Origin of the sequence: Polycladidibacter stylochi (assembly GCF_001562055.1) — a bacterium.
Classification (GTDB): Bacteria; Pseudomonadota; Alphaproteobacteria; order Rhizobiales; family Stappiaceae; genus Pseudovibrio; species Pseudovibrio stylochi.
The window spans coordinates 98,405-122,349 of sequence record NZ_LLWE01000018.1 but is presented as its reverse complement, the minus strand read 5'-3'; the positions used below and the strand labels follow the sequence as shown (position 1 = coordinate 122,349).

Here is a 23,945-nt window from a genome sequence, read left to right as displayed (position 1 = left end):
ATAAGCCTGACGCCTTAGTCATGCGATCTGCCATTCTCTAACGAATAGAGCCAATCGAGCAGTTGCCGCGCCTCAAAACGCGCTGGCAACATGCCGTAACTACTGCGCCAGCCGCCTGCCAAACGGCTTTCCATAAACGCATCTGCAATAGATTCGGGACATATTTGTCGCAAAACAGCCGCCGCCGCTGTCATCGCCAGCTGCTCGCATAAAAACCGTGCCTTACTTGCATCATAAATTGCTTCATGGCGCGCAGCACTCAAAACATCGCAGGCAGCTTCCCCCGCGGCGCCAAGTGTTTGTTGAAGGTGCTCAAGCACCAGCTCAAACATCTCGGGTTGTTTTTCCAAAACCCGTAGCAAGTCCAGAGCCATAACACTACCGCTTCCCTCCCAAATACCATTCACCGGAGCTTCACGGTAAAGGCGGGCCATGCCGTGGTCCTCTACATAGCCATTACCGCCTAAACACTCCATCGCTTCACACACAAGGGTCGGCGCAACTTTACAAATCCAGTACTTGGCCGCCGGAATAATCACCCGCAAATACGCTTCACTCAACTCTTGTCCTGAATATCTTCGTCCACGCAAATCCATATGCAAAGCCAGCTGCAAGCCCAGCGACGTGGCCGCCGCGCAATCCAACGCCATATCCGCCAACACACTTGTCATCACCGGTTGATCAATCAATTTTTTTTGAAACACCCGCCGACAGCTTGCATGATGTAACGCGCGCAAAATCGCAATTCGCATAACAGCAGCAGAACCAAGACAACAATCCAGTCGAGTGGGCATAACCATACCCATTATGGTTTTAATGCCCTGTCCTTCCTCTCCCACCAAGTAGCCATGACTATTGTGTATTTCTACCTCGCTTGAAGCGTTGGCTTGATTGCCCAGTTTTTCCTTTAACCGCACCAGATTAAGCCCGTTGCTCCCCCCTTCTTCATTCAGGCGTGGCACCAAAAAGCAGCTTATCCCCTTTGTCGTTTTTGCCAGTATTAAAAAGCCATCACTCATAGGAGCCGAAAAAAACCACTTATGACCGTTAAGTTGATAGCGCTCCCCACTCAAAAAGCTGGCTGTTGTCGAAATTTGCCGAAGGTCGGTCCCCCCCTGTTTTTCGGTAAGGCCCATCCCCAGCGTCACCCCTTCTTTAGCACTCATGGGTAAATGGCGCTGATCGTAAGTCCGGCTAGAAATTTTTTGTAGCCACGGTAAAAACTGGCTTCCTTGCTGCCCCAACACCGCACCGGCTGCATTGGTCATGGTAAGAGGGCATAACTGCCCCGCCTCTACTTGTCCCATCACCATAATTTTCCGAGCTCGCTGCAAATTGGCAAAGGGGTTTGCCCCACCATCTAGCGAGCTACAATGCAAACCAACCTTAAAAGAACGGCGCATCAGGGTATGATAGGCAGGGTGATACTCTACTAAATCAGCACGTCGCCCGTATGCATCAATTGCCTTAAGTTCTGGTAGGTGGCGATTGGCTTGCTGACCAAGCGCCAAAACTTCTCGGCTACCGCACTGCGCCCCAAGCAACTGCAACTCATCCTGCACAGCACCATCAGCAGTTTCTAATGGCAGCACCGTGCAAAGCAGCCGATCGCTCGCCGCCAAATTATAACCAGCAAATATATCGGGAATATTGAACTCACTACGATTTAAACTCGTATCCGCCTTGTGCAACACATTTAACCCTTTTAATTGACTGGGGCCCAAACACTGAAGTGGGCTTCAACAAAGCACAAATAGTTAGCGTAACTCTGGCAATATTGGCTCCAACTCTTACCAATCACCGCAGGATGAGAAAAAATGCCAGATATACGTGTATGCAGCGCCATTAAGTGATAATAGAACAAACACCCAAGAAATGCGCCCTTTACAAAGCATGGATTAATCCCTAAGAAAGACTCTTCGATGAGCACAAATATTACACATCGAAACCCAGAGTTTCCATTCCGCCACCTCCTCGGTATTGAGGGGTTACATCCACCACATATCAACTATTTGCTTGATCTCGCTGATGAAGCGGTAGAAGTCTCGCGGCAGGTCGAAAAGCAAAAAGCGGTTTTGCGTGGCAGAACGCAAATTAACCTGTTTTTTGAAGCCTCTACCCGCACACAATCTTCCTTCGAACTTGCTGGTAAACGCCTAGGCGCAGATGTCATGAACATGGCAGTTGAGGTCTCTTCGCTTAAAAAAGGCGAGACACTCATTGACACCGCCGCTACTCTAAACGCCATGCGCCCCGATTTGCTGGTGGTGCGCCACTCACAAGCAGGTGCGGTACACCTTCTGGCCCGCAAAGTCGGCTGCGCTGTGGTCAACGCCGGCGATGGTGCCCACGAGCACCCCACCCAGGCCCTACTAGATGCCCTCACCATTCGTCGCCACAAGCAAGATATTGGCGGCCTGAACGTTGCCATTTGCGGCGATATTCGCCACTCCCGCGTGGCCCGCTCCAACATATTGCTTCTATCCACCATAGGCGCACGCGTTCGCCTTGTTGCCCCCTCGACCCTACTGCCCTCAGGCGCTCACAATATGGGTGTGGAAGTATTCACCGACATGCGCGAAGGCTTAAAAGGTGCTGACGTTGTCATGATGTTGCGCCTACAAAAAGAACGCATGAGCGGCGCTTTCATTCCCTCGGTCCGAGAATACTTTAAATACCATGGTCTGGACGCCGGAAAACTCAGCTACGCCAAACCGGATGCCTTGGTGATGCACCCCGGCCCTATGAATCGCGGTGTGGAAATTGCTGCGGAAATCGCCGATGGTCCGCAAAGTGTCATTCGTGAACAAGTCGAAATGGGGGTTGCCATCCGCATGGCTGTCTTAGAAGCCCTTGCTGCCAACTTACCTGCTTGAGAGTTAAAAGTACGCCATGGAAACCTCTATGACCCAAGCTGATATTAAAACCACGCCCCCAGTGTTGTTAAAAAACGCCCGTATCATGGACCCCGCAACGGGTCATGACGATGATGGTTCCCTTATCATTGTCGACGGGAAAATAGCCGCCTATGGTGCCAACGCGCACAATCAAGGCATGCCGGAAGGCACGCGAGAGATTGACTGCCAAGGTGCCGTTGTTGCCCCTGGCCTGATTGATATGGGCGTCACCGTTGGTGAACCTGGGGCAGAGCATCGCGAAACCTTGAAAAGTGCCAGTAAAGCGGCACTGGCAGGCGGCATAACCACGCTGATCACCAGCCCCGATACCGACCCGGTTATCGACGACCCGGCACTGGTAGATTTCATTTTGCGCCGCGCCCGCGACACCGCAAAAGTGAATATCCGCCCACTCGCAGCCCTGACCAAAGGCATGAACGGTAAGGAAATGGCCGAAATCGGCCTGCTACAAGAAGCTGGTGCCGTAGCGTTTTCCGACGCCACCAATCCCATCACCAACTCGCAAGTTTTGCTACGCCTCATGACGTACGCCCGCGATTATCAGGCCCTGATTATTCATCAGGCACAAGATAAGGACTTGGCAGGGAGCGGAGTTATGAATGCCGGATTGCGAGCCACTTGGCTCGGTTTAGGCGGTGTACCCAAAGAAGCGGAATTTATAGCAATCGAGCGCGACATGCGACTCGTCGCCATGGCAAAAGGCAAGTATCACGCCCGTCTGATTTCCTGTCCACAAAGTGCAAAGGCGATACAAGCGGCAAAACGGGACGGACTGGATGTCACCGCCGGAATATCAATCAATCACTTGACCTTGAATGAAAACGATATTGGTCCCTATCGTACCTTCCACAAAATGTCGCCGCCACTACGCAATGAAGACGACCGCAATGCCATGGTGAATGCGATAAAAGACGGCACCATTGATATCATCATGTCCGATCATAACCCGCAGGATGTGGAAACCAAGCGCCACCCATTTGCCGGTGCCGCCGATGGTGCTTTAGGCTTGGAAACCATGCTAGCGGCTGGTTTGCGCCTAGTACACTCTAACGACTTGCCATTGATGACGCTTTTGGCCGCCATGACTTACAATCCAGCGAAACGTTTGGGATTGCAAGCGGGCACACTGGCCGTACAAAGCCCCGCAGATATTATCGTTTTCGATCCCGAGAAGCCTTGGGTTGTCGAAAAGTCGAAAATAAGATCGCTTTCAAAAAATACCCCCTTTGAAGATGAGCTGCTGACAGGTAAAGTTCTGACAACAATTGTTGGTGGTAAGGTTTACGACCAGCAAGGCTAAAGCAACGCATGCTTGCACACGATCTGGAGAAAAGATGCTTGGCGAAATCTCGGGCCTGACAAACCTCTACCCTCTTCTAATAGGGGCCATGCTATTTGGTTATTTAATGGGGTCTGTTCCCTATGGGCTCATCATTACCCGCCTTGCCGGTCAAGGGGATATCCGCAATATCGGCTCGGGCAACATTGGCACCACCAATGTATTGCGCACGGGCAAAAAAAGCCTAGCGGTAATAACTTTGCTCTGCGATGTCCTCAAAGGCACAGTAGCTGTTATAATTGCCAAAGAGCTGGACCCGCAAAATGCGCAAGTCTTAGGCCTCATCGCCGGTCTTGGTGCTTTTTTGGGGCACCTTTTCCCACTATGGCTTAAGTTCAAAGGTGGCAAGGGCGTTGCCACTTATATCGGCGTTTTGCTGGGCCTATATTGGCAACTGGCACTCATTTTTATGGCAATTTGGCTCTGCGTTGCCTTCATTACCCGCTATTCCTCCCTGTCTGCACTCGTGGCATCATTACTTACCCCTTTTATTCTGTGGGTTTTCAACCAGTACCAAACTGCTGAAATGATGGCTGTCTTATCACTGCTGTTGTGGCTCAAGCATCACGAAAACATCGCACGGCTTGTCAAAGGAACAGAAGGTAAAATCGGCTCAAAAGGGTAAATACCCCGCATATTTCCCCTTTGCCTACAAGGGGGAAATATGCCACCAAACACCATGGCCACTAAGCCAAGTCTTGATGAAGAACAACGCCTTGACTGGCTTCAGCTCATCCGAAGCGAAAATATAGGCCCCTCCACTTTCCGCGATCTATTAAATTATTTTGGCTCTGCCAAAGCTGCAATTTCTGCACTGCCTGAGCTATCGCGAAAAGGTGGAAAAAAGCGCTACAACTTATGTCCGCGCCACTTGGCAGAATCGGAATATCAGCAAATTCTAAAGGCAGGTGGAAAGCTGATCGCTGTAGGCGAGGAAAACTATCCCAAAAAACTGAAGCATATTGACACACCTCCTCCCCTCCTAACTGTTGTCCAACCATCTACCCAGACTAAAAATCACATAGAGCACGAGACAATCGCCATAGTCGGCGCACGAAACTGTTCCATTGCCGGAGAGAAAATCGCTGCGAAGCTCTCAAACGAGCTGTCCGAAGCTGGATTTACCATTGTATCGGGTCTCGCACGAGGCATCGACAGCGCCGCACACAAGGCGTGCCTACCAAAAACGACGTGGGCTGTGCTCGCAGGCGGCCTTCAGCAAATTTATCCTCAGGAAAATGAAGAACTTGCCCGTAACATTTATCGTTCTGGTGGAGCATTGTTCACTGAAATGCCCTGGAATTGGCAACCAAGAACGCACGACTTTCCACGTCGTAACCGCATTATTTCGGGTATGTGTAGAGGTGTTGTCGTCATCGAAGCAGCAACGCGCTCAGGCTCATTGCACACTGCTAGGTTCGCAATAGAGCAAAACCGCGAAGTTTTTGCCATTCCCGGTTCCCCGCTCGATCCGCGATCGCTTGGAGCAAACAAGCTAATTCAAAGTGGTGCAACGCTTGTCAATACAACACAAGACATTATCGACACTCTAGAAATGCATCAAACGATGAATCAGGAAAAATTCTGTGACATTACAGTTGAGCATAAATCACAAGGCATGGGCTCTGATTTTGCTGCAAGCCAGCTGTCATTAACTTTAAAGTGCAACCAGCCAAAGAATATAGCTAAGGACAAACGGGAATTACTAAAAACTGCGCTTAGCACGACGCCAGTTTATCAAGATGATCTAATTGATCATTTAGATTTGGCCCCTAAGGAAATACAACTATTTTTACTCGAACTTGAGTTGGCAGGCGTAATACAAAAACAAAGTGGCAACCGGATTTCCTTAGTTTCATGACACCGATTGCCACTAGTTCACGTAAGAGAACACAACTCTTAGTAGTTATTCACAATAATTCGCATCTAACTTAACTCAAGGCAATAACTAAATGCCAATCAATGTATACATTACCAATCTATTTTAATTTAATTTTAAATAAATGGGTAAAAAGAACATTGAAAGGAAACATTTTGCCTTACTTTTCAATATAGTTAACTAAGCGTAATATTAGGAACTAAATATAACTTGCTGCTCTCGTCCCTGCGCATTCTCACGAGCTTCTTTCTCTGCCATTTCAAGAAGGTAAGACAGAAATGGTAACTGATTATTGCGGGCCAGCACACTCAGCTCACCACATATTTTTTGGCAATATTCTGCAACATCCCTTTTACTGTCATAACTAGTGGCTGTGGTTTCTTCTATCTCTATAGGCGAGGTTTGATTCATTTAAGGGCCTCTTGATTTCGCACTCTATTGATTAACGATTTTCATTTTTTATACACACTTGATAGGCACAACTTTATTGAGATGCAATACTGATTTTATATTAAAAGTTGCATTTTCACCTAACAACAACCCTTTCCGTTGGGTCAAAAACAGCAGGTTGTGGCAATTGCACTCTTGACCTGACCCGTTGAAAAAGCCATTTGACAGCCGTGCGTCGATCAAAGATGGTCAAATACCGACTCACATGCTTTAAAGCATAACTGACGAAAACATGCCGCTGCGCCTGAAAGAGCTCTGGATTATTGAATGAACGTTGTCATTGTTGAATCACCGGCGAAAGCCAAGACGATCAATAAGTACCTAGGAAAAGATTATAAGGTTCTCGCTTCCTACGGTCATGTGCGCGACTTGCCGCCTAAAGATGGCTCGGTTGTACCCGATGACGATTTTGCCATGTCTTGGACCACCGATTCCAAGTCACAAAAACGCCTCTCCGACATTGCCAACGCGGTGAAGGAAGCCGACACTTTGATACTGGCCACTGACCCCGACCGCGAAGGGGAAGCCATTTCATGGCATGTTTTGGAAGTATTGAATAAAAAGAAGCTGCTTAAAGACAAAAAGGTCGAACGGGTGGTGTTTAACGCCATCACCAAAACCGCTATTTTAGAAGCCATGAAAAACCCGCGCCAGCTGGATGTGCCACTGGTCGATGCCTATCTTGCCCGCCGTGCGCTGGATTACCTTGTTGGCTTCACCCTATCACCCGTCTTGTGGCGCAAGTTGCCCGGCTCCCGTTCCGCTGGCCGCGTTCAGTCTGTCGCCCTGCGCCTCGTGTGTGAGCGCGAACAGGAAATCGAAAGCTTCGTCTCGCAGGAGTACTGGTCTGTTCTTGCAAACCTACTCACCCCGAATAAAGAAGGGGTTCAAGCCCGCCTAACAGCTTTTGAAGGCAAGAAAATTGCCCGCCTAGACATCAATAATGAACAGCAGGCAACAGCTATCAGGCAAATGCTTGAAAGCGCAGACTTTACTGTCGCAAATGTTGAATCAAAACCGGCAAAACGCAACCCGTACGCACCGTTCACCACCTCGACGCTACAACAGGAAGCATCGCGCAAATGCGGCTTTGCTGCAGCCCGCACCATGCAAATTGCGCAAAAGCTCTATGAAGGCATTAGCCTCGGCGGTGAAACAACCGGTTTGATAACCTATATGCGTACCGATGGCGTGCAAATCGCTCCGGAAGCCATTCAAAGCGCCCGCAAAGTGATTGCATCGCGCTATGGCAACGACTATTTGCCCGAAAAGCCGCGTATCTACCAGACAAAGGCTAAAAACGCCCAGGAAGCGCACGAGGCGATTCGCCCCACCGATTTATCCCGTCATCCTAAAGACATGGCGGCCTATCTCGATGAGGACGCAGCCCGTCTCTATGAACTAATCTGGAAGCGCACCATCGCCAGCCAAATGGCTTCCGCAGTTATGGAGCGTACCACTGCTGACATTAATGCCGTGAGTGGCAGTCAAAAAGCCGTGTTGCGTGCCAACGGTCAGGTCACCCGCTTTGATGGCTTTCTGACCCTCTATCAAGAGGGCCGCGATGACGAGGAAGACGAAGAAAGCCGCCGCCTGCCTGCCATGAGCACCGGTGAGCTACTTGGTCGCAAAGGCATTGAAGCCAACCAGCACTTTACCGAGCCGCCTCCCCGTTTTACCGAAGCAACATTGGTGAAAAAGATGGAGGAGCTAAGCATTGGCCGCCCTTCCACCTATGCGGCCACGTTGCAAACACTCTCCGACCGCGGCTATGTCAGCATTGATAAAAAACGCCTGATCCCGCAAGATAAAGGGCGATTGGTAACAGCCTTTTTGGAAGGCTTCTTCAGCCGTTATATCGAGTATGATTTCACCGCTGCGCTCGAAGAACAGCTCGACCGCATTTCAGCAGGCGAACTGGATTGGAAGGCAGTGCTACGCGATTTTTGGAACCCGTTCCACGAAATTTGTGATGAGGTTATTAAGCGTTCCAACACCGAGGTTCTCGACGCGCTCAATGAGCTGCTTCGCGCCCACGTCTTCCCCGATAAAGAAGATGGCTCGGACCCGCGCCAGTGCCCGAAATGTGAAACCGGTCGCCTCTCTCTCAAAACCAGTCGGTTTGGTGCTTTTGTTGGTTGTTCCAACTTCAATAAGAACAAAAAGGACGGCAAAGAGCCAAACGAAAATCCACCCCACTGCGATTACACGCGCCAGATTGTACAGGACGGCAACGGCGATTCTGCCGCGCTAAGTGACGGTCCCAAAATCCTAGGTGTCGATCCGGAAACCGGCTTGGATGTTTCATTGCGCATTGGCCGCTTTGGCCCCTATGTGCAATTGGGCGAAGAAGCCAAACCCAAACGCTCTTCCCTGCCGCGTGGCTGGCAAGCCGCCGAACTTGATCTGGAAAAAGCATTACAACTACTTTCCTTACCGCGCGAAGTGGGCATGCATCCGGAAGACGGCAAAAAAATCAGCGCTGGACTGGGACGCTTTGGCCCGTTCGTGCTCCACGATGGCACCTACGCCAATTTGCCAGATGTGGAAGAGGTCTTTTCCATTGGTATCAACCGCGCGGTAACCTTGCTGGCAGAAAAACGCGCCAAAGGCGGTGGCCGTTCAGCAGCAAAACCGCTTAAAGAATTGGGTGAACACCCAGATGGCGGCCCGATTGGCGTTTATAATGGCCGTTACGGCCCCTATGTGAAGTGGAATAAAACCAACGCCACATTACCTAAAGACGTCACAGTTGAAACCGTTACCCTTGAGCAAGCAATTGAGTTGATTAACGCCAAGTCCAAAGGCAAAAAGACAACGAAAAAAGCTGCTTCAAAAGCGAAAACAACCAGTAAGGCTAAAACAGCTAGCAAAGGTGAGTTGGCTAGCTTTGGCAAATACACCGATGGCGGAGAAGTCAGCTTGCGCGACAGTGGCCGCTTGGGTCTGCGAATCAAGTGGGATAAAAAGTTTATTTCACTGCCAAAGGACATCAAGCCAGAAGATGTCACCAAGGAAATGGCTTTTGAACTCATCGCCAAGCAGGTTGAAACAGCAAGTTGAGGGTATTGGCGCAGCCTCCCAAGGCTTATTCAATACCGCAAAAACAAACAGTTAAAGCATTTTGCGAACATAACCAGTTGAGCGAACTGCTTTAATCGCGAAACGAGGCCCGGCTGCAAGAATTGTTGGCTGGGCCTAAACACGCAGCCAAGGCTGCAATGGATATCGAATTTGAGTCGAAAAAAACAGGCAATCAAACGCCACAAGGGACCGGCAGAAATGCCCAGTCGCGAGGATATCCTCGCCTTCATAAACCAGCACCCTGAAAAGGCCGGCAAAAGAGAAATCGCCCGCCACTTTAAAATTGCTGGCGCAGCCCGTATTGAACTAAAAAGAATTATTAAAGATCTGACCGCAGACGGTCATATCGAAAAAAAGCAAAAAAAATTACTTCGCCCCGGTGCCTTACCGCCAGTATTTGTAGCCAGCATTAAAGAACGTGATGCGCAGGGCGATCTCATTGCGTTTCCATTAAACTGGGATGGAGCAGCAGGCAGTGAGCCGCGTCTACTTGTTTTGCAAGACAAACGCGGCGCGTCAATGCACAAGGCCGGTGTCGGAGACCGTGTTCTGGTCAAGCTGTCATCAACCGACCCGCAAGGCGCTGCCAAACATTGCGTGCGAATAATGCGCAAACTAGAGCGTGCTCCTGCCGACTTACTGGGCGTTCTCAGTATTGATCCGGTAAGCAAACAAGCTCGCCTCCTACCCGTTGACCGTAAGCAAAACGAACTTGATGTCGATCCAAGATACCTTGAGGACGCGCAGGACGGCGATTTGGTGACTGTAGAAGTGGTGACCAAAGGTCGCCACCGCTACCCGCGCGCCCATGTGAAAAAGCGCATTGGCGCCATGGGCTCGGAAAAGGCTGTTACCGAAATTGCCTTGCACGCCCATAACATTCCCCGTGAATTCCCGGATCAAGTGATCGCAGAGGCTGAATCAGCCAAACCCTTCACAATGGATCAACGTGAGGACTGGCGGGACATGCCGCTAATCACCATTGATCCGGCGGATGCTAAAGACCACGACGACGCAGTGTATGCACAAGCAGATACCGCAGAGGATAACCCCGACGGGACAATTGTTTATGTAGCCATTGCCGATGTGGCCGCTTATGTGCACCCTAGCTCGGCAATGGATAGAGAAGCGCAAAAGCGCGGCAACTCGGTCTATTTCCCCGATCGGGTTGTGCCCATGTTGCCCGAAGCAATCTCCAACAATCTTTGCTCTTTGCGCGAAAAAGAAGACCGCCCGGCACTGGCAGTCGCCATGAAATTCAGTGCGGAAGGCAAAAAACTCTCGCACAGCTTCCACCGCATTGTCATGCGCTCTGCCGCCAAGCTCTCCTATCAACAGGCCCAAAAAGCCATTGAAGGCGTGCTTGATGAAAAAACTGAGATGCTGCTGGAGCCCGTTCTCAAGCCCTTGTGGCAAGCCTACGACATCTTGAAGAAAGGCCGCGACAAACGCGCGCCGCTCGAACTCGATATCGCCGAGCGCAAACTCAAGTTAAAACAAGACGGCACCGTTGACCATGTCTTTGTGCCCGAGCGGCTGGATGCCCATAAACTCATCGAAGAGTGTATGATTCAGGCCAACGTTTGTGCAGCCGAGCAATTGGAAGCCAAAAAAGCGCCGGTGCTCTACCGTGTGCACGATGCCTCCACCCCGGAAAAGCTTGCCTCGTTGCGTGATTTCCTCTCCACGCTCTCCATCAAAGTGCCAACAGCCGGGGGCTTACGGGCTTCCAACTTCAATCACATTCTGGCTAAAGTCGAGGGCACCCCAAGCGCCCAGCTGGTCAACGAGGTCGTACTACGCTCGCAAGCACAAGCAGAGTATACCCCGCAAAACATCGGCCACTTCGGCTTGAACTTGCGCCGTTACGCGCACTTCACCTCCCCCATTCGCCGCTATGCCGATTTGCTCATCCACCGCTCATTAATCCGCGCACTAGGATTTGGCAGGGATGGCCTGCCTGAGAGCTTTGAAGATAAACTGGATGCCATAGGCGGTGAAATTTCGGCTGCCGAGCGCCGTGCCATGCTGGCCGAGCGCGAAACAATAGATCGACTAATTGCCCAGTGGCTCTGTGACAAACTCGGCGCTACCTTTAACGGCAGAGTAGCCGGTGTCACCAAAGCCGGTTTGTTTGTGCGCCTCAATGAAAGTGGTGCGGATGGTTTTGTCCCCGCCTCAACCATTGGTGTGGACTACTATGAGTACGTGGAAACGGCCCACGCGCTTGTGGCGCGCCAGTCTGGCGAAACATTCCAGCTAGGTGATCAGGTTGAAGTGAAACTTGTTGAAGCAGCTCCGTTTGCCGGTGCCCTGCGTTTTGAAATGCTCAGTGATGGGCAAGTTCGTAAAGACTTGAAGGGTAATTTGAAAAGGCGAAGCCCAGCCGGCCGTGCCCGCGGTCGCAGCCAAGGCAAGCCCTACAAAAACCTGAAGAAACAAAAGGCACCGAGGAGATACTAAGGCATGCGTAATAATAGGACGACCCAGCAATCTCTCTCCAAGGCGATGGCACAAAATGGCCACCAGAACACGGGAGAGGAAACGGATCGTCCGGTTACGCCAGCCTTAATTAAAGGGGCGCTGATGAAGTGCCCCGCCTGTGGTCAGGCTCCGCTGTTCAACGGTTATTTACGAGTGGCAGATAGCTGCCCGAACTGCCAACAAGTGCTGCATCACCATCGCGCCGACGACGCACCGCCCTACTTCACCATTTTTATTGTCGGCCATATCGTTGTCGCACTCGCCATGTGGTTAGAATTCACCTATATGCCGCCTATATGGCTCCACATGGCCCTGTGGCTTCCCTTAACCATTCTGTTAAGCCTTTCCCTACTGCGCCCTCTAAAAGGCGCTATGGTCGGCTTACAATGGGCTCTGCGTATGCATGGCTTTGCAGCATTAAAAGACAAGCAAACGCCATCATAATTCTATTTGCTCAAAATACATGCCCATTCAACCCCAAGAATAACCATGACCTTTTCCAGTTTCACAGAAGAACTTACCCACTTTGCACGCAATGAAGCCAAACCGGACGCACCAGAGCTAACCCCGGTTGATGCCGCGACACTTTTGATTCTAAAGGAAGATGAACAAGGCACCATTCGTGTATTAATGGGCAAGCGCCATATGCGTCACCGCTTTATGCCAGGAAAATTTGTATTCCCAGGTGGACGCGTTGACGACAGCGACAGTCAAACCTGTATCCATAAACATTACGCCCAAGAATTGCGCCAGCGCCTTGCCAAGCATGCGCCGGATAGAAGTGCTGCACAGTTAAATGCCTTGGCCGTCGCCGCGATTAGAGAAACCTACGAAGAAGCGGGTATCTTTATTGGCGAGAAGACCGCAGGCGAAAATCTGGAGCTAAACCAACCCGAGCTTAAAGCATTTGCAGATCGCAACATCGCTATTTCCCTTGAGCCAATCAGCTTCATTGCCCGAGCCATTACGCCGCCTGGCCAACCTAGGTGTTTTGACACCCGTTTTTTCGCAGTATGGGAGAGCAGTATTTGCGATCAATTGGCCCAGGGCACCGGCCCCTCTGGAGAGCTTGAGGAACTTCAATGGCCAAGCTTGCAACAGGCACTCGAGCTTGACTTGCCGCCCATAACCAAAGTTATTCTACATGAGTTGATTGAGCGTTTGAAAACAGACCCAAGCCTTGAGCCACAAACTCCTGTCCCCTTTTATCATTGGCAAGATGAGTTTATAAGAGAGCTGATATAAACACGATTTCAGCACGCACTAGGGTTAACTGAACTTTAAATGCTGTTATTTGTAAAAAAGTCAGCCGCAACAAAGCCTGTTTCACAAGCAGATCTTGACTTTAAGCCCACGTTGAGTAGTGTGCGCGCTGAATTTTGTAAAAAAGACCAGCTCAGCCAGCGGGAAAATAACAGCCCACTGAGTCTCTTGAGCGGTTTAACAATCCGGCCATGAGTGCCGACAACCAACAGGATCCTTTGCCATGGCCAAGGCGACAACAATTAAAATCAAGCTGAAGTCCACAGCGGACACAGGCTTTTTCTACGTGACAAAAAAGAACTCACGCACCATGACTGAAAAAATGGTTAAGCGTAAATACGACCCAGTCGTTAAGAAGCATGTTGAGTTCAAAGAAGCTAAAATTAAGTAAGCTTCTTACAACACGCATTTAAGGGGCCTCGCGCCCCTTTTTTTGTTGGTTTTACCTACCCATGTTGATTTGCTAAATTTATCGAACTGGCTACGCCCCTACCCCAAAATAATTCCTAGCCAAGATACGTATCCATAATTTTCTAAAATACCTCAGCTGCACTACAATAAAAAACCGAGTAGAAAAGACGCTCCTTCAAAGCGTGATTATTGTTGTCAATCATATAATGACGAAGAATAATCTGCAGATAATTACAATCAGACATTTAGATATTACATTTCTAATTTATCGACATAGTTCGTAATCGATAGCGGGCTTTTATTTGTTTTGGTGAGAGGACTTATGGATCGAATAGAAACGATTGAACAACTAGAAGAAATTTATGGTCGATTTGACGATATTGCAGCTGCATCAAAAGATAAGGAAATTGATTATTTAACGCCAAGCTACCGACAGATGATTGAGGCATCTTCTTTTGTAGCATTGGCCAGTGTTGGTGCGAGGGGCGTTGATTGTAGTCCACGCGGTGACAAAGGCCAGGTGGTGTATTGCATCAATTCGCGGCAACTTCACTTACCCGACCGTCGCGGTAATAATCGTATCGACACACTACGTAATCTTATTGAGGACCCGAGGCTCTCCCTAATGTTCCTAATCAAAGGTAGTGGGAGTGTCATACGTGTTATTGGCCGTGCGATAATTAGCGTAGACCCGAATCTATGCGAAAAATACCAGTATGAAGGTAAATTACCGCGCTCTGTATTGGTGATAGATATCGAGCGGGTGTTTTTCCAATGTGCGCGGGCAATTATGCGCGCAGAATTATGGAGCGAGGCACAAAAGGAAACTGCCAAAAGCCTTCCCACGGCCGGCCAGATGTTGAAAGAAGCAACAAGCGGCCAATTTGATGGTGATAGTTATGATCGGGGATGGCTGGAACGGGCCGAGAAAACCATGTGGTAACGAAATGTGCAAAAGCCCCTCTCGCAACAAGAGGGGCTTTCGATTTCAGAACTTAACCAACAACCGAATCTTCCACATTAACTTTACGCTCATTGCGGATTTTCAACTTGTTCAATGCAGCAACATAAGCGCGGGCCGATGCAACAAGCGTATCAGTGTCGGCCCCTTTACCGGTGGCGATTTTGTCACCTTCTTCAAGACGCACAGAAACTTCAGCCTGCGCATCGGTTCCTTCGGTCACTGCATTCACCTGATACAGTTGTAAAGTCGCCTCGTGTGGCCAGATGGCTTTAATCGCATTGAAGGTAGCATCTACCGGCCCGTCGCCATTGGCCTCGCGGGTTTCATGCTTGCCATCTACATCCATGGTTAAAATAGCTTTTTGTGGACCGCCTGTACCGGCAATCACTGTTAGTGCGATAACTTTGACGTTCTCGCCCTGGATGGCGATTTCATCTTCTACCAAAGCTTCAATGTCTTCATCGTAGACGTTCTTTTTGCGGTCGGCCAATTCCTTGAAGCGACGGAAAGCCTCTTGCAAGGCGTTATCACCCAGTTCGTAACCCAACTCGGTGAGTTTATCTTTGAAAGCATGGCGGCCAGAGTGCTTGCCCATAACCAGCGAAGTTGCCTTAACCCCAACATCTTCAGGGCGCATAATTTCATAGGTTTCGGCATTTTTCAGCATGCCGTCCTGATGAATACCACTTTCGTGTGCAAAGGCATTTTTGCCCACGATAGCTTTGTTGTATTGAACAGGGAAGGAAGATACCGCCGACACCAACTTTGAAGCGCGTGTCATGTAGATTGGCTCTACGCTGCAAGTGTATGGCAACACATCGGAACGGGTACGCATGGCCATAACCACTTCTTCCAGTGCAGCGTTACCGGCGCGTTCGCCCAAGCCATTAATGGTACATTCAACTTGACGTGCCCCCCCCGCAACAGCTGCTATGGAATTGGCAACAGCCAAACCCAAATCGTCGTGACAGTGAGCAGAGAAAACGGCCTTGTCAGCATTGGGAACGCGCGCAATGATTTGCTCGAACATCTCCTGATACTCTGAGGGTACAGCATAACCAACAGTATCGGGTAGGTTAATAGTGGTTGCCCCAGCAGCAATAGCCGCCTCAACACAACGGCACAAATACTCAATCGGGGTGCGGGTGGCGTCCATGGCCGACCATTCGATATCATCAATCAAATTGCGGGCTTGACTAACTGTTTTGCTGATAATTTCCAGTACTTCTTCTTCGTTCTTTTTCATCTGGTATTGCAAATGAATAGGTGAAGTAGAAACAAAGGTATGGATACGACCTTGTTTTGCATGGCGGATTGCCTCACCTGCACGGTCAATATCGGCTGGAATAGCGCGGGCGAGACCGGCAATTATTGACTTATCGCTGCGCTTGGCAATTTCACAAACGGCTTCAAAATCACCGTTAGAGGCAATGGGAAAACCAGCCTCAATAACGTTGACGCCCATGGTATCGAGAATTTCAGCGACTTGCAGCTTTTCTTCCAAAGTCATGGAAGCACCAGGAGATTGCTCTCCGTCACGCAATGTGGTGTCAAAGATGACCACTTGGTCTTTCTCAGCAGAAGTCATGTATATTTCCTTAGGATTCAGGCCCTCAGGTATGCTTTCTTTTCTGAGGGGCTACTACTTTTTAAGGTTCTTGCGTTTCACTTCCCCCAGAGGTCCGCCCAGATACGGGGCTGTCGACGCCTAGGGGCATCTAAGTAGTAGGAGAGTGCTTAGCAGAAAAAGGGCGCAACGACGCACATAGGAAATTTGAGAAAACAGATTTTCGCTAATGGCGATCATAATAACTGTTACTCTTTGTCGTTAGCCTTTGGCGCATTTGTTTCAGCGCACTGATTAGTTTCTATGCCTTTTAGCATTCGTAAAATTTTGATATCTGAAAATTGGCGGTAGTGCAAGATGGTTACCACCTGAACTTTTGTTTTAAAAATGATATGGGGCGTTTAGCTTGGCAGCCATGGAGCTATTTTGCTCTCATCACCACGTTATATTTGGCCTTTCTCAATCGAATATTGAGCGTTTATCTGTTGTTAAACAGCCAGCTCTCCACTTGCAAGTACAACCGAGTTACCACCTATACGCACCTTTTTAAGTTGGTTGCTCTCAACATCAATCTCTAGCGAGATAATCGCTGGACGTTGCATGGCAATACCCTGCTCAACTTTGTAATGATGCGCACCATCTAAGGGGCGGTCGAATTCATTTATCATGGCTGAGAATGCAGCGGCTGCAGACCCAGTTGCGGCATCTTCACGTATCTGGTCACCCTTATAAAGCATACGTGCTTGAAAGTGGCACTCAGAATGAAGAGTTTCACGGGTATAAATGAACGCATTGTTGTGAGTGCAAGCCCCGAATGCTTGCTCCCACTGCGTTATATTGGGAATAATTTTATTCAGAATGGCAGCATTGCGTACAGGAACAAAAACAAACGGTAAACCTGCACTAAATGAACGCGGTTGGTGATTTTCGAAAGTAATGTCTTCCGGTTCCAGGCCAAGTGCATTGGCTATATCCTGATTGCTACCAAACGAGTGAGCCGGATAAGGAAGTGCCGGAATATCGAATTCTGACGTTATTTCAGAATCTTTTGAAATGGTTACAGCACAACGTATGAGGCCAATTTTTTCTTCCAGTGTTAACATGGCAATTGTAGGCCAGTTTTGAGCTTGCTGTTTGGCAATGAGTGCGGCGGCCCCTACTGTTGGGTGTCCGGCAAAGTCGAGTTCTTCAAAAGGCGTAAAAATGCGAAGTGAAGCTGTGTGCGAAGGGTTTTGTGGCGTGCAGACAAATACTGTTTCAGAAAGGTTGAATTCATGAGTAATTTTCTGCATTTGGTCGTTGCTAAGATCATCACAATCCAACACAACGGCGAGAGGGTTGCCCGCAAAGTACTTATTTGCAAAAACATCTAATATGAAATATTTATGAGGCATCAACTTACCCTAGAATAACAATTCACAATACAATATACACATAACTTGAACGTTGCAATGCAACAGGGTGTATAATAATCACGATTGACTTGACCTGAATCAAAAGAGTATAAAAGTTTTAAAAAACAACCCTTTAAGACTATTTGAGAACCCGAACCTCCATTTCAGCCACTCAAGGAAATTAGTTAATAACGGCAACAAATTATTGATAAACAATAAATTAGCTGTTATTAATTAATCTCGAAAGGGTCAATATTCTGAGGCATATGATGACACGAATTGAACAGGATATAGCAAAGTACTCAAGGTGGGCGCGAGCTGCTATTTACCTATCAATACTGTTTACACTTTTTGTGGTAATTGGGCCTGATATATATTTAAGCGATACCTTTGGTCCAGAGGACCCTGTATTGCTTGCAGAGTTACAGCTCTTGACCAGCGAAATAATGAAGACAAATCAAGAAGCCAGTATTCAATACACGGAAATAATTATTTTGACCATGTATTTCATTATGCTGGCGCTATGGATTTTTGTTTGTTTTCAGGTTGACCGGCTCTTTTCGAGTTTCCAAAAGAAAGCTATTTTTACTGTCAAAAATAGCAGGCGTCTTCGGTTTATTGGCTATGCAATGCTGACATCAGTTGTGATCGAGTGGTTTACGAACCTTGCCGAAGGTATTGAAAGGCAAAACATATTATCCTCCACGGATGAATTGATAAAAATTCCACATGTTTGGCTATTGGCTGATCTTGAGATAAATGTTTCTGTTGTCATCGGTGCAGTTGCTGTTGCGGTAATTGCACGTGTTATGGAAGCAGCCTCTGAAATGCAAGAAGAAATTGATCAGGTTATTTAGGGAGAGCGCCAGTGATTATTATACGCCTTGACGTAATGATGGCGCTAAGAAAAGTATCTTTAAACCATTTGGCAAGCGAAGTCGGCATCACACCCCAAAACCTCTCTGTTTTAAAAACTGGAAAGGCGAAGGCAGTGCGATTTAGTACACTTGAAGCGCTTTGTAGGGCTCTAGATTGCCAGCCAGGTGATATTATTACCTTCGACCCTGAAGTTTCGTCGGAGAGTGAGGCGCTTTAGTTTTTTTAATTGAAAGCAAGCGCCCGGTTGTGTGCACTATATTCTCCGATCACTTGTAGCCTTGGCCTTAGACCACCATTAAAGCCAAGGCTACCTTTTTTAGTGAACCAAAGCAGCCTTAATTTTTGCAGCTTGCTGCTTGAGAAGCTCAGAATCAGCCATTTCACCGGTATGCGGTCTGAGTGCAATACCATCCATACGCGGGATAACGTGAAAGTGGGTATGAAATACCACTTGCCCACCAGCTGCCTCGGAGAATTGCTGCATTGTAACACCGTCCGCGTTAAATGCTGTTTTTACAGCGATGGCGAGCTTACGTACGACCAACATCACATTGCATAAGGATTGATCATCAATATCCAAAAGATTTCTGGAGGGTGTTTTGGGTATGACCAGTAAATGGCCATCGGCGCGAGGCATAATGTCCATAATGGCAATCGCATTTTCGTCTTCGTAAATTTTTTCACATGGCAGCTCTCCACGCAGTATTTTTGCAAAGATGTTCTGTGAATCATATTCAACATTTGTCATGGTATTTCCTTTAGTTACATGAGATAGATCTTATAAGTCGTGACCAATACGGCGAAACGGGCTATAATTTCTTAATAGTTCTTGGTCGTCACTGATTGCGGCTCGTTCATGTTGTAAATAGTTATCAACTGCTTGTTTCAAGCCTTGATGCTTCAAGTAATGTGCCGAATATGTGGTTTGTGGCAGGTAACCTCGAGAAAGTTTATGCTCGCCTTGTGCTCCGGCTTCAACGACAGCCAGTTTGTGAACAATAGCATATTCGATCGCTTGGTAATAGCAAAGCTCGAAGTGGAGACATGGGTGGTGTTCAATACACCCCCAATTACGACCGAACAGGGTATCACGGCCAATCAGGTTCAGTGCCCCGGCAATATATGTGTTGCCACGTTTGGCAAAGATGAACAGCAAGTGCTCTTTCATAGATTGTGTTAGGAGAGAAAAGAATGTGCGATTTAGATAAGGTGCACCCCATTTTCGATCAGACGTGTTCATGTAAAACTCAAAGAAAGCATCCAAATGCGCCTCGGTGATATCAGCCCCTGAGACCCACTCAACCTGCAACCCCTTTGACAAAGCTGTTTGACGTTCCTTCTTAATAGCTTTACGTTTTCTGGAAGCAAGGTTTGCCTGAAATTCCTCGAAACTCTTGTAGTTGTTATTATGCCAATGAAACTGACTAGAAGTGCGCAACAAAAAGCCTTGCTCTTGTAAATTAACAGCTTCATCTTGTGGCAAAAAATTGACATGAACAGATGAAAAAGGGCCTTGGTGGCATAACTGCTTCAATCCATTGGCAAGTTTAGCGCGATAATAATGTGAGTTTTGGGATTGATTGGTGAGTAAACGGGACCCTGATACCGGTGAAAATGGGACTGCGCAAAGCAACTTTGGGTAATATTCGCCACCGGCACGGTGATAGGCATCAGCCCAAGCGTGATCAAAAACATACTCGCCCTGAGAGTGCCCTTTCACATAAGTAGGGGCAGCGGCTAAAAGTTGCTCTCCTTGCTGTAATAACAAATGAATTGGCATCCAGCCTTCTTGTGGTGCAACACATTTGCTTTCCTCCAAGCAGGCCAGAAACTGATGGCAGATAAAAGGGTTTTCGTAGCGCTCAGTTGTGGCACAAGTATCAAGCAGTGCATTCCATTTGCTTTGCGGCACATCAGCAATAGTTGCGATGGTCCTGAGCTGCATTGATGACGACATCTGTACTTCCATGAGGTTACAACGGGTAGCTTTTAGTTAGTTTTCGTCTGGTCAGGGTCAAAGCCTTCAAAAATCATCTGATCGGCATACTGGTCGGCGATTTGGCGTTGCTGCGAAGTTCTTACTGTCCATGTCATGAGGGGCATTTTAAAGAACCTTTTTAGCAGGGATGGCACAACTGCTGGTAAATCATCCACACCATAGGAAATAAACTGAGGCTTTGTGCCCAGCATATGTAAAAGGCTTGGCATCAATTTGCTCAATATCGGGCCTAACCTTGTACGCTCTTCTTCGCCCGGACGTGACATGGAAAGTATACCACGAGGAATATTAGGTGCCAGGTGCGCCATTGCACGCAACATGTGAGGGTCAAAAGACTTCACGGCGAGCGGACCTTTGTAAGTGCTAATAATTTTAGCAACTTGAGTGAGGTATGCTATTTGGCGGTCAGTACGATTAAGCGATTTCAACTCGACAACCAACGTTTGTTTGCCATTGACTTCCTCAAGAAGATTTTCAAGCGACCAGATTCTATCTGTTGTCTCTTTTAGGGGGATCTGCAGGAGCTCATGGCGGGGATGGCTCATGACCATACCGGATTCATTGGTTAACCTATCAAGATTGTCGTCATGAAATACGACAGCTTGATGATCGTTGGTCATTTGTAAATCAACTTCAATTGCATAGTGCTTTTCAACGGCGCACTGGATGGCTGAGAGCGAGTTTTCAATTATGCCATTAGCGCGATTATGATAACCACGATGCGATATCGGACGCTCAATAAGCCATTGTAGATCTGTCATTCCTGAATATCCTTGAAAATTATCTGCTTTTTAAATATCTGGGCGCTTTGAGGGCAACACCTGGTGCTATGCTATCGCTGCCAAAGCGATTACGTAAGCTATCCATGGCTCGTTCCGCTTGAGCGCGTTTTTCGGCATCAGCATCAACCAAGTCGGTTGGATCAGCCTGTTCGGCTGTTGTCAGATTGTTCAGGGCAACACCAATCAAACGATAGTGACGTTCATGCGGCATTTCATTTTTAAGAAGCTCGTTGGCATGACGAAAGATGACGTCGGTTAACTGGGTAGGATCAGCCAAGTGGCGCGAGCGGGTTAAGCTCTTAAATTCAGCGGTTTTCAGTTTTAGCGTTATACCGGAGCCGGCAAGCTCTGCCTTTTTTGCACGGTCAGAAACTTTACGGGCTAACGCCCAAAGGATATGTCGCAACTCGTCATACTTGGTAATATCACTGCTGAAAGTGGTTTCATTACTAATGGATTTGGCCTTTTGACGCGCGATAACGTTACGTTCATCTTCCCCTTGGCACAATTTTGCAAGCCGTACCCCCATCACACCATAGCGCTTGGCAAGCTCACTCGGGTCCGCCTTTTGCAACTCACCAACAGTGCGAATACCATTAGTGGCAAGTTTCTTTTGCATGACTTTGCCAACACCCCAGATGATTGAAGTGGGCTGCGTTGCGAGGAACTCTTTGGCTTCTTGTTTGCCGATAACAGAAAAACCCTTGGGTTTATCAAGGTCTGACGCGATTTTGGCAAGAAACTTGTTCGGAGCAAGGCCCACCGACATGGTAATGCCCACCTCGGCCTCCATGCGTTTGACAAAATCAGCCAGCACTTCAGCCGGTGTTGCATGGTGAAGTTTTTCGGTGCCGGTTAGATCTAGAAAGGCCTCATCTATGGAAAGCGGCTCAACAAGGGGGGTTAGTGTGCGCATTTCATCTTGTATTTGACGGCCAACTTTCACGTATTCATGCATACGGCCGGGTATAACTACAGCATGCGGGCAAGCCTTCATTGCTTGAAACATGGGCATGGCAGAACGCACGCCATATAGCCTTGCAATGTAACAACAGGTTGACACTACACCGCGTTTGCCACCTCCCACGATAACAGGTTTGTCGATAAGCTCAGGGTTATCGCGCTTTTCCACCGCAGCAAAAAAAGCATCACAATCAATATGCGCAATTTGTAGCAGGTCTAATTCTGGGTGAGATAACAGCCGAGGGCTACCACACTTTGGGCAGCGCTTCTTTGTACCAGAAAAACGAGCACCACAATCACGGCATAATGCCAAAGTGGCACTGCCCTCATTTTCGTTTGTATGGGTTGTGGTACTTTGGGTGTTCATTGTTCGTTCTTAGCTTTAGTGTATGTAACGAAATCCTAGTTTACGTTTTGGGGGTGTTGGCCCATATCTTTGAAGCTTAACTACGCACTCTAGTTTAGGTTGATTAACGGCGTATGACTAGGGGCATCTTGTCTCTAAGGTGGAAGCACTGCAGTCACTATCTAGCTGCAACGAATAGAATCTCATATTTACCCTATTAAACCTCGAATGTATCTCCAGAGATCACCAGCCTTGCAGCAGCAATCATGGTAGGGCGAATAGCTGCTTCTTGTGTGTAGGCCAACAGCAACTGCTCGTCTTGTAAAAGGAACTCCAAAACACCCATTAAAAAGCCGGGCTCCATGGCAGCTTCGCGAATTTGAGCAGGGCCAATTCCGGCCAGCGAAAGAAAACGCCCCAGTGTTTCCGGCTCTTTTGCAATAAAAGATAAAGCACCTATTGCAATTTCTTGTGCAGAATCAAGAGAAAGTGAAGTATGGTTTCCGCTACTCATGTCGTATTTGCCTTTCTGAAACGAATCTTGATTAACTGTAAATGCTTGCATGCGGATTTTGTCGGCTTTCTGACGGGTGAATAGGCATGGCAAGCGTTTAGTTCCTGCACTACTATTGGTGCTTCTTGATATACAAAGTGATCGATTATGGCAAAAACTGTGCTGATTGTTGAAGATAATGAACTCAACATGAAGCTTTTCAACGATTTGTTGGAGGCCCATGGCTATGCAACCTTACGTTCCAATAATGGAATGGAAGCACTTGAGCTCGTTCGATTGCATCATCCCGATTTGATACTAATGGATATTCAGCTTCCAGAAGTCTCGGGATTAGAAGTCACCAAGTGGATAAAGGAGGATGACGCTCTAAAAAGTATACCTGTTATTGCTGTTACCGCCTTTGCTATGAAAGGGGATGAAGAGCGTATCCGCCAAGGTGGCTGCGAAGCATACATTTCCAAACCAATTTCGGTTGCAAACTTCCTCGGTACTGTAAAGCAGTTTTTGGGAGAGTAGCTTCAGCTCCAAGCCGTTCACTCCAACTAAGCGCTGTTTGCCTACAAAATCTATGTGAAAAGCAATCAGCTTTACTAGAAGCACAGAACGCTGTGAGTCTTTGCCCCTATAATAAACATGGTTAACAATCGTTAGTAATTAGGTAATTTTGGATTAATACTTAAGAAACCAAGATGAATTGTTAAAAATAGCC

At 48.1% G+C, this 23,945-nt stretch carries 22 protein-coding genes; 13 read left to right on the top strand and 9 right to left on the bottom strand.

Going from position 1 to position 23,945, the window contains the following annotated elements:
* Positions 1–14: 14 nt before the first annotated feature.
* Entirely contained in the window at positions 15–1,694 is a 1,680-nt protein-coding gene (locus AYK67_RS03845; protein ID WP_068082552.1) for an acyl-CoA dehydrogenase family protein, read from the bottom strand.
* Between the two features lie 228 nt (positions 1,695–1,922).
* On the opposite strand from AYK67_RS03845, the gene AYK67_RS03840 reads away from it, so the two are divergent.
* The 4 genes from AYK67_RS03840 to dprA are packed head-to-tail and all read left to right on the top strand — an operon-like array spanning position 1,923 to position 6,118.
* On the top strand, positions 1,923–2,876 hold the full coding sequence (locus AYK67_RS03840) for an aspartate carbamoyltransferase catalytic subunit (RefSeq protein WP_068082550.1): 954 nt from the start codon (positions 1,923–1,925) through the stop codon (positions 2,874–2,876).
* Positions 2,877–2,904: 28 nt separating this feature from the next.
* Positions 2,905–4,218, top strand: coding sequence for a dihydroorotase (locus AYK67_RS03835; RefSeq protein WP_068082547.1), 1,314 nt, complete (start codon positions 2,905–2,907; stop codon positions 4,216–4,218).
* A 34-nt stretch (positions 4,219–4,252) separates the two neighbouring features.
* Positions 4,253–4,882: a glycerol-3-phosphate 1-O-acyltransferase PlsY gene (plsY, locus tag AYK67_RS03830; protein WP_068082544.1), complete on the top strand. Its 630-nt coding sequence runs from the start codon at positions 4,253–4,255 to the stop codon at positions 4,880–4,882.
* A gap of 39 nt (positions 4,883–4,921) precedes the next feature.
* Positions 4,922–6,118 carry a DNA-processing protein DprA gene (gene dprA, locus AYK67_RS03825; RefSeq protein ID WP_068082541.1) on the top strand — a complete coding sequence of 399 codons (1,197 nt, stop codon included), beginning with the start codon at positions 4,922–4,924 and terminating at the stop codon, positions 6,116–6,118.
* A 210-nt stretch (positions 6,119–6,328) separates the two neighbouring features.
* On the opposite strand, the gene AYK67_RS03820 is transcribed toward dprA, so the two are convergent.
* A complete protein-coding gene (locus AYK67_RS03820) occupies positions 6,329–6,547 on the bottom strand; it encodes a hypothetical protein (protein WP_068082538.1) in 219 nt (72 codons plus the stop codon).
* A gap of 306 nt (positions 6,548–6,853) precedes the next feature.
* On the opposite strand from AYK67_RS03820, the gene topA reads away from it, so the two are divergent.
* The 6 genes from topA to AYK67_RS03790 all read left to right on the top strand — a co-directional run bounded on the left by topA (position 6,854) and on the right by AYK67_RS03790 (position 14,771).
* Complete coding sequence (gene topA, locus AYK67_RS03815) at positions 6,854–9,649, top strand: type I DNA topoisomerase (protein ID WP_068082535.1); 2,796 nt, start codon at positions 6,854–6,856, stop codon at positions 9,647–9,649.
* Positions 9,650–9,868: 219 nt separating this feature from the next.
* Positions 9,869–12,133 carry a ribonuclease R gene (rnr, locus tag AYK67_RS03810; protein WP_082735625.1) on the top strand — a complete coding sequence of 755 codons (2,265 nt, stop codon included), beginning with the start codon at positions 9,869–9,871 and terminating at the stop codon, positions 12,131–12,133.
* Positions 12,134–12,136: 3 nt separating this feature from the next.
* Complete coding sequence (locus tag AYK67_RS03805; RefSeq protein ID WP_338012326.1) at positions 12,137–12,598, top strand: DUF983 domain-containing protein; 462 nt, start codon at positions 12,137–12,139, stop codon at positions 12,596–12,598.
* 45 nt (positions 12,599–12,643) lie between these two features.
* Positions 12,644–13,399 carry an NUDIX hydrolase gene (locus AYK67_RS03800; protein ID WP_068082530.1) on the top strand — a complete coding sequence of 252 codons (756 nt, stop codon included), beginning with the start codon at positions 12,644–12,646 and terminating at the stop codon, positions 13,397–13,399.
* Positions 13,400–13,640: 241 nt separating this feature from the next.
* Complete coding sequence (rpmG, locus tag AYK67_RS03795) at positions 13,641–13,808, top strand: 50S ribosomal protein L33 (RefSeq protein ID WP_068082527.1); 168 nt, start codon at positions 13,641–13,643, stop codon at positions 13,806–13,808.
* 342 nt (positions 13,809–14,150) lie between these two features.
* Positions 14,151–14,771, top strand: a complete 621-nt coding sequence (locus AYK67_RS03790; protein ID WP_068082524.1) for a pyridoxamine 5'-phosphate oxidase family protein — start codon at positions 14,151–14,153, stop codon at positions 14,769–14,771.
* 52 nt (positions 14,772–14,823) lie between these two features.
* Here AYK67_RS03790 and AYK67_RS03785 read toward each other — a convergent pair whose 3' ends face one another.
* A complete protein-coding gene (locus AYK67_RS03785; protein WP_068082516.1) occupies positions 14,824–16,380 on the bottom strand; it encodes a 2-isopropylmalate synthase in 1,557 nt (518 codons plus the stop codon).
* A gap of 467 nt (positions 16,381–16,847) precedes the next feature.
* Entirely contained in the window at positions 16,848–17,753 is a 906-nt protein-coding gene (locus AYK67_RS03780; protein WP_068082513.1) for a PhzF family phenazine biosynthesis protein, read from the bottom strand.
* A gap of 269 nt (positions 17,754–18,022) precedes the next feature.
* Here AYK67_RS03780 and AYK67_RS03775 point away from each other — a divergent pair, with 269 nt between their 5' ends.
* Both AYK67_RS03775 and AYK67_RS03770 read left to right on the top strand, forming a co-directional pair.
* Positions 18,023–18,610, top strand: a complete 588-nt coding sequence (locus tag AYK67_RS03775; RefSeq protein WP_068082511.1) for a DUF2975 domain-containing protein — start codon at positions 18,023–18,025, stop codon at positions 18,608–18,610.
* Between the two features lie 35 nt (positions 18,611–18,645).
* A complete protein-coding gene (locus AYK67_RS03770; protein WP_082735642.1) occupies positions 18,646–18,849 on the top strand; it encodes a helix-turn-helix domain-containing protein in 204 nt (67 codons plus the stop codon).
* Between the two features lie 99 nt (positions 18,850–18,948).
* Here the strand turns inward: AYK67_RS03770 and AYK67_RS03765 are convergent, their stop codons facing one another.
* From AYK67_RS03765 to AYK67_RS03745, 5 genes are all read right to left on the bottom strand, one after another.
* Positions 18,949–19,380 carry an HIT family protein gene (locus AYK67_RS03765; protein ID WP_068082508.1) on the bottom strand — a complete coding sequence of 144 codons (432 nt, stop codon included), beginning with the start codon at positions 19,378–19,380 and terminating at the stop codon, positions 18,949–18,951.
* A gap of 30 nt (positions 19,381–19,410) precedes the next feature.
* Positions 19,411–20,589, bottom strand: coding sequence for a GNAT family N-acetyltransferase (locus tag AYK67_RS03760; RefSeq protein WP_156453044.1), 1,179 nt, complete (start codon positions 20,587–20,589; stop codon positions 19,411–19,413).
* Positions 20,590–20,621: 32 nt separating this feature from the next.
* Positions 20,622–21,392 carry a glycerophosphodiester phosphodiesterase family protein gene (locus tag AYK67_RS03755; RefSeq protein ID WP_068082503.1) on the bottom strand — a complete coding sequence of 257 codons (771 nt, stop codon included), beginning with the start codon at positions 21,390–21,392 and terminating at the stop codon, positions 20,622–20,624.
* Positions 21,393–21,411: 19 nt separating this feature from the next.
* Positions 21,412–22,743, bottom strand: coding sequence for a DNA polymerase IV (locus tag AYK67_RS03750; protein WP_068082501.1), 1,332 nt, complete (start codon positions 22,741–22,743; stop codon positions 21,412–21,414).
* Positions 22,744–22,939: 196 nt separating this feature from the next.
* Positions 22,940–23,236, bottom strand: a complete 297-nt coding sequence (locus AYK67_RS03745) for a DUF3572 domain-containing protein (protein ID WP_068083224.1) — start codon at positions 23,234–23,236, stop codon at positions 22,940–22,942.
* A 147-nt stretch (positions 23,237–23,383) separates the two neighbouring features.
* On the opposite strand from AYK67_RS03745, the gene AYK67_RS03740 reads away from it, so the two are divergent.
* Positions 23,384–23,752 carry a response regulator gene (locus AYK67_RS03740; protein WP_068082498.1) on the top strand — a complete coding sequence of 123 codons (369 nt, stop codon included), beginning with the start codon at positions 23,384–23,386 and terminating at the stop codon, positions 23,750–23,752.
* Positions 23,753–23,945 lie beyond the last annotated feature (193 nt).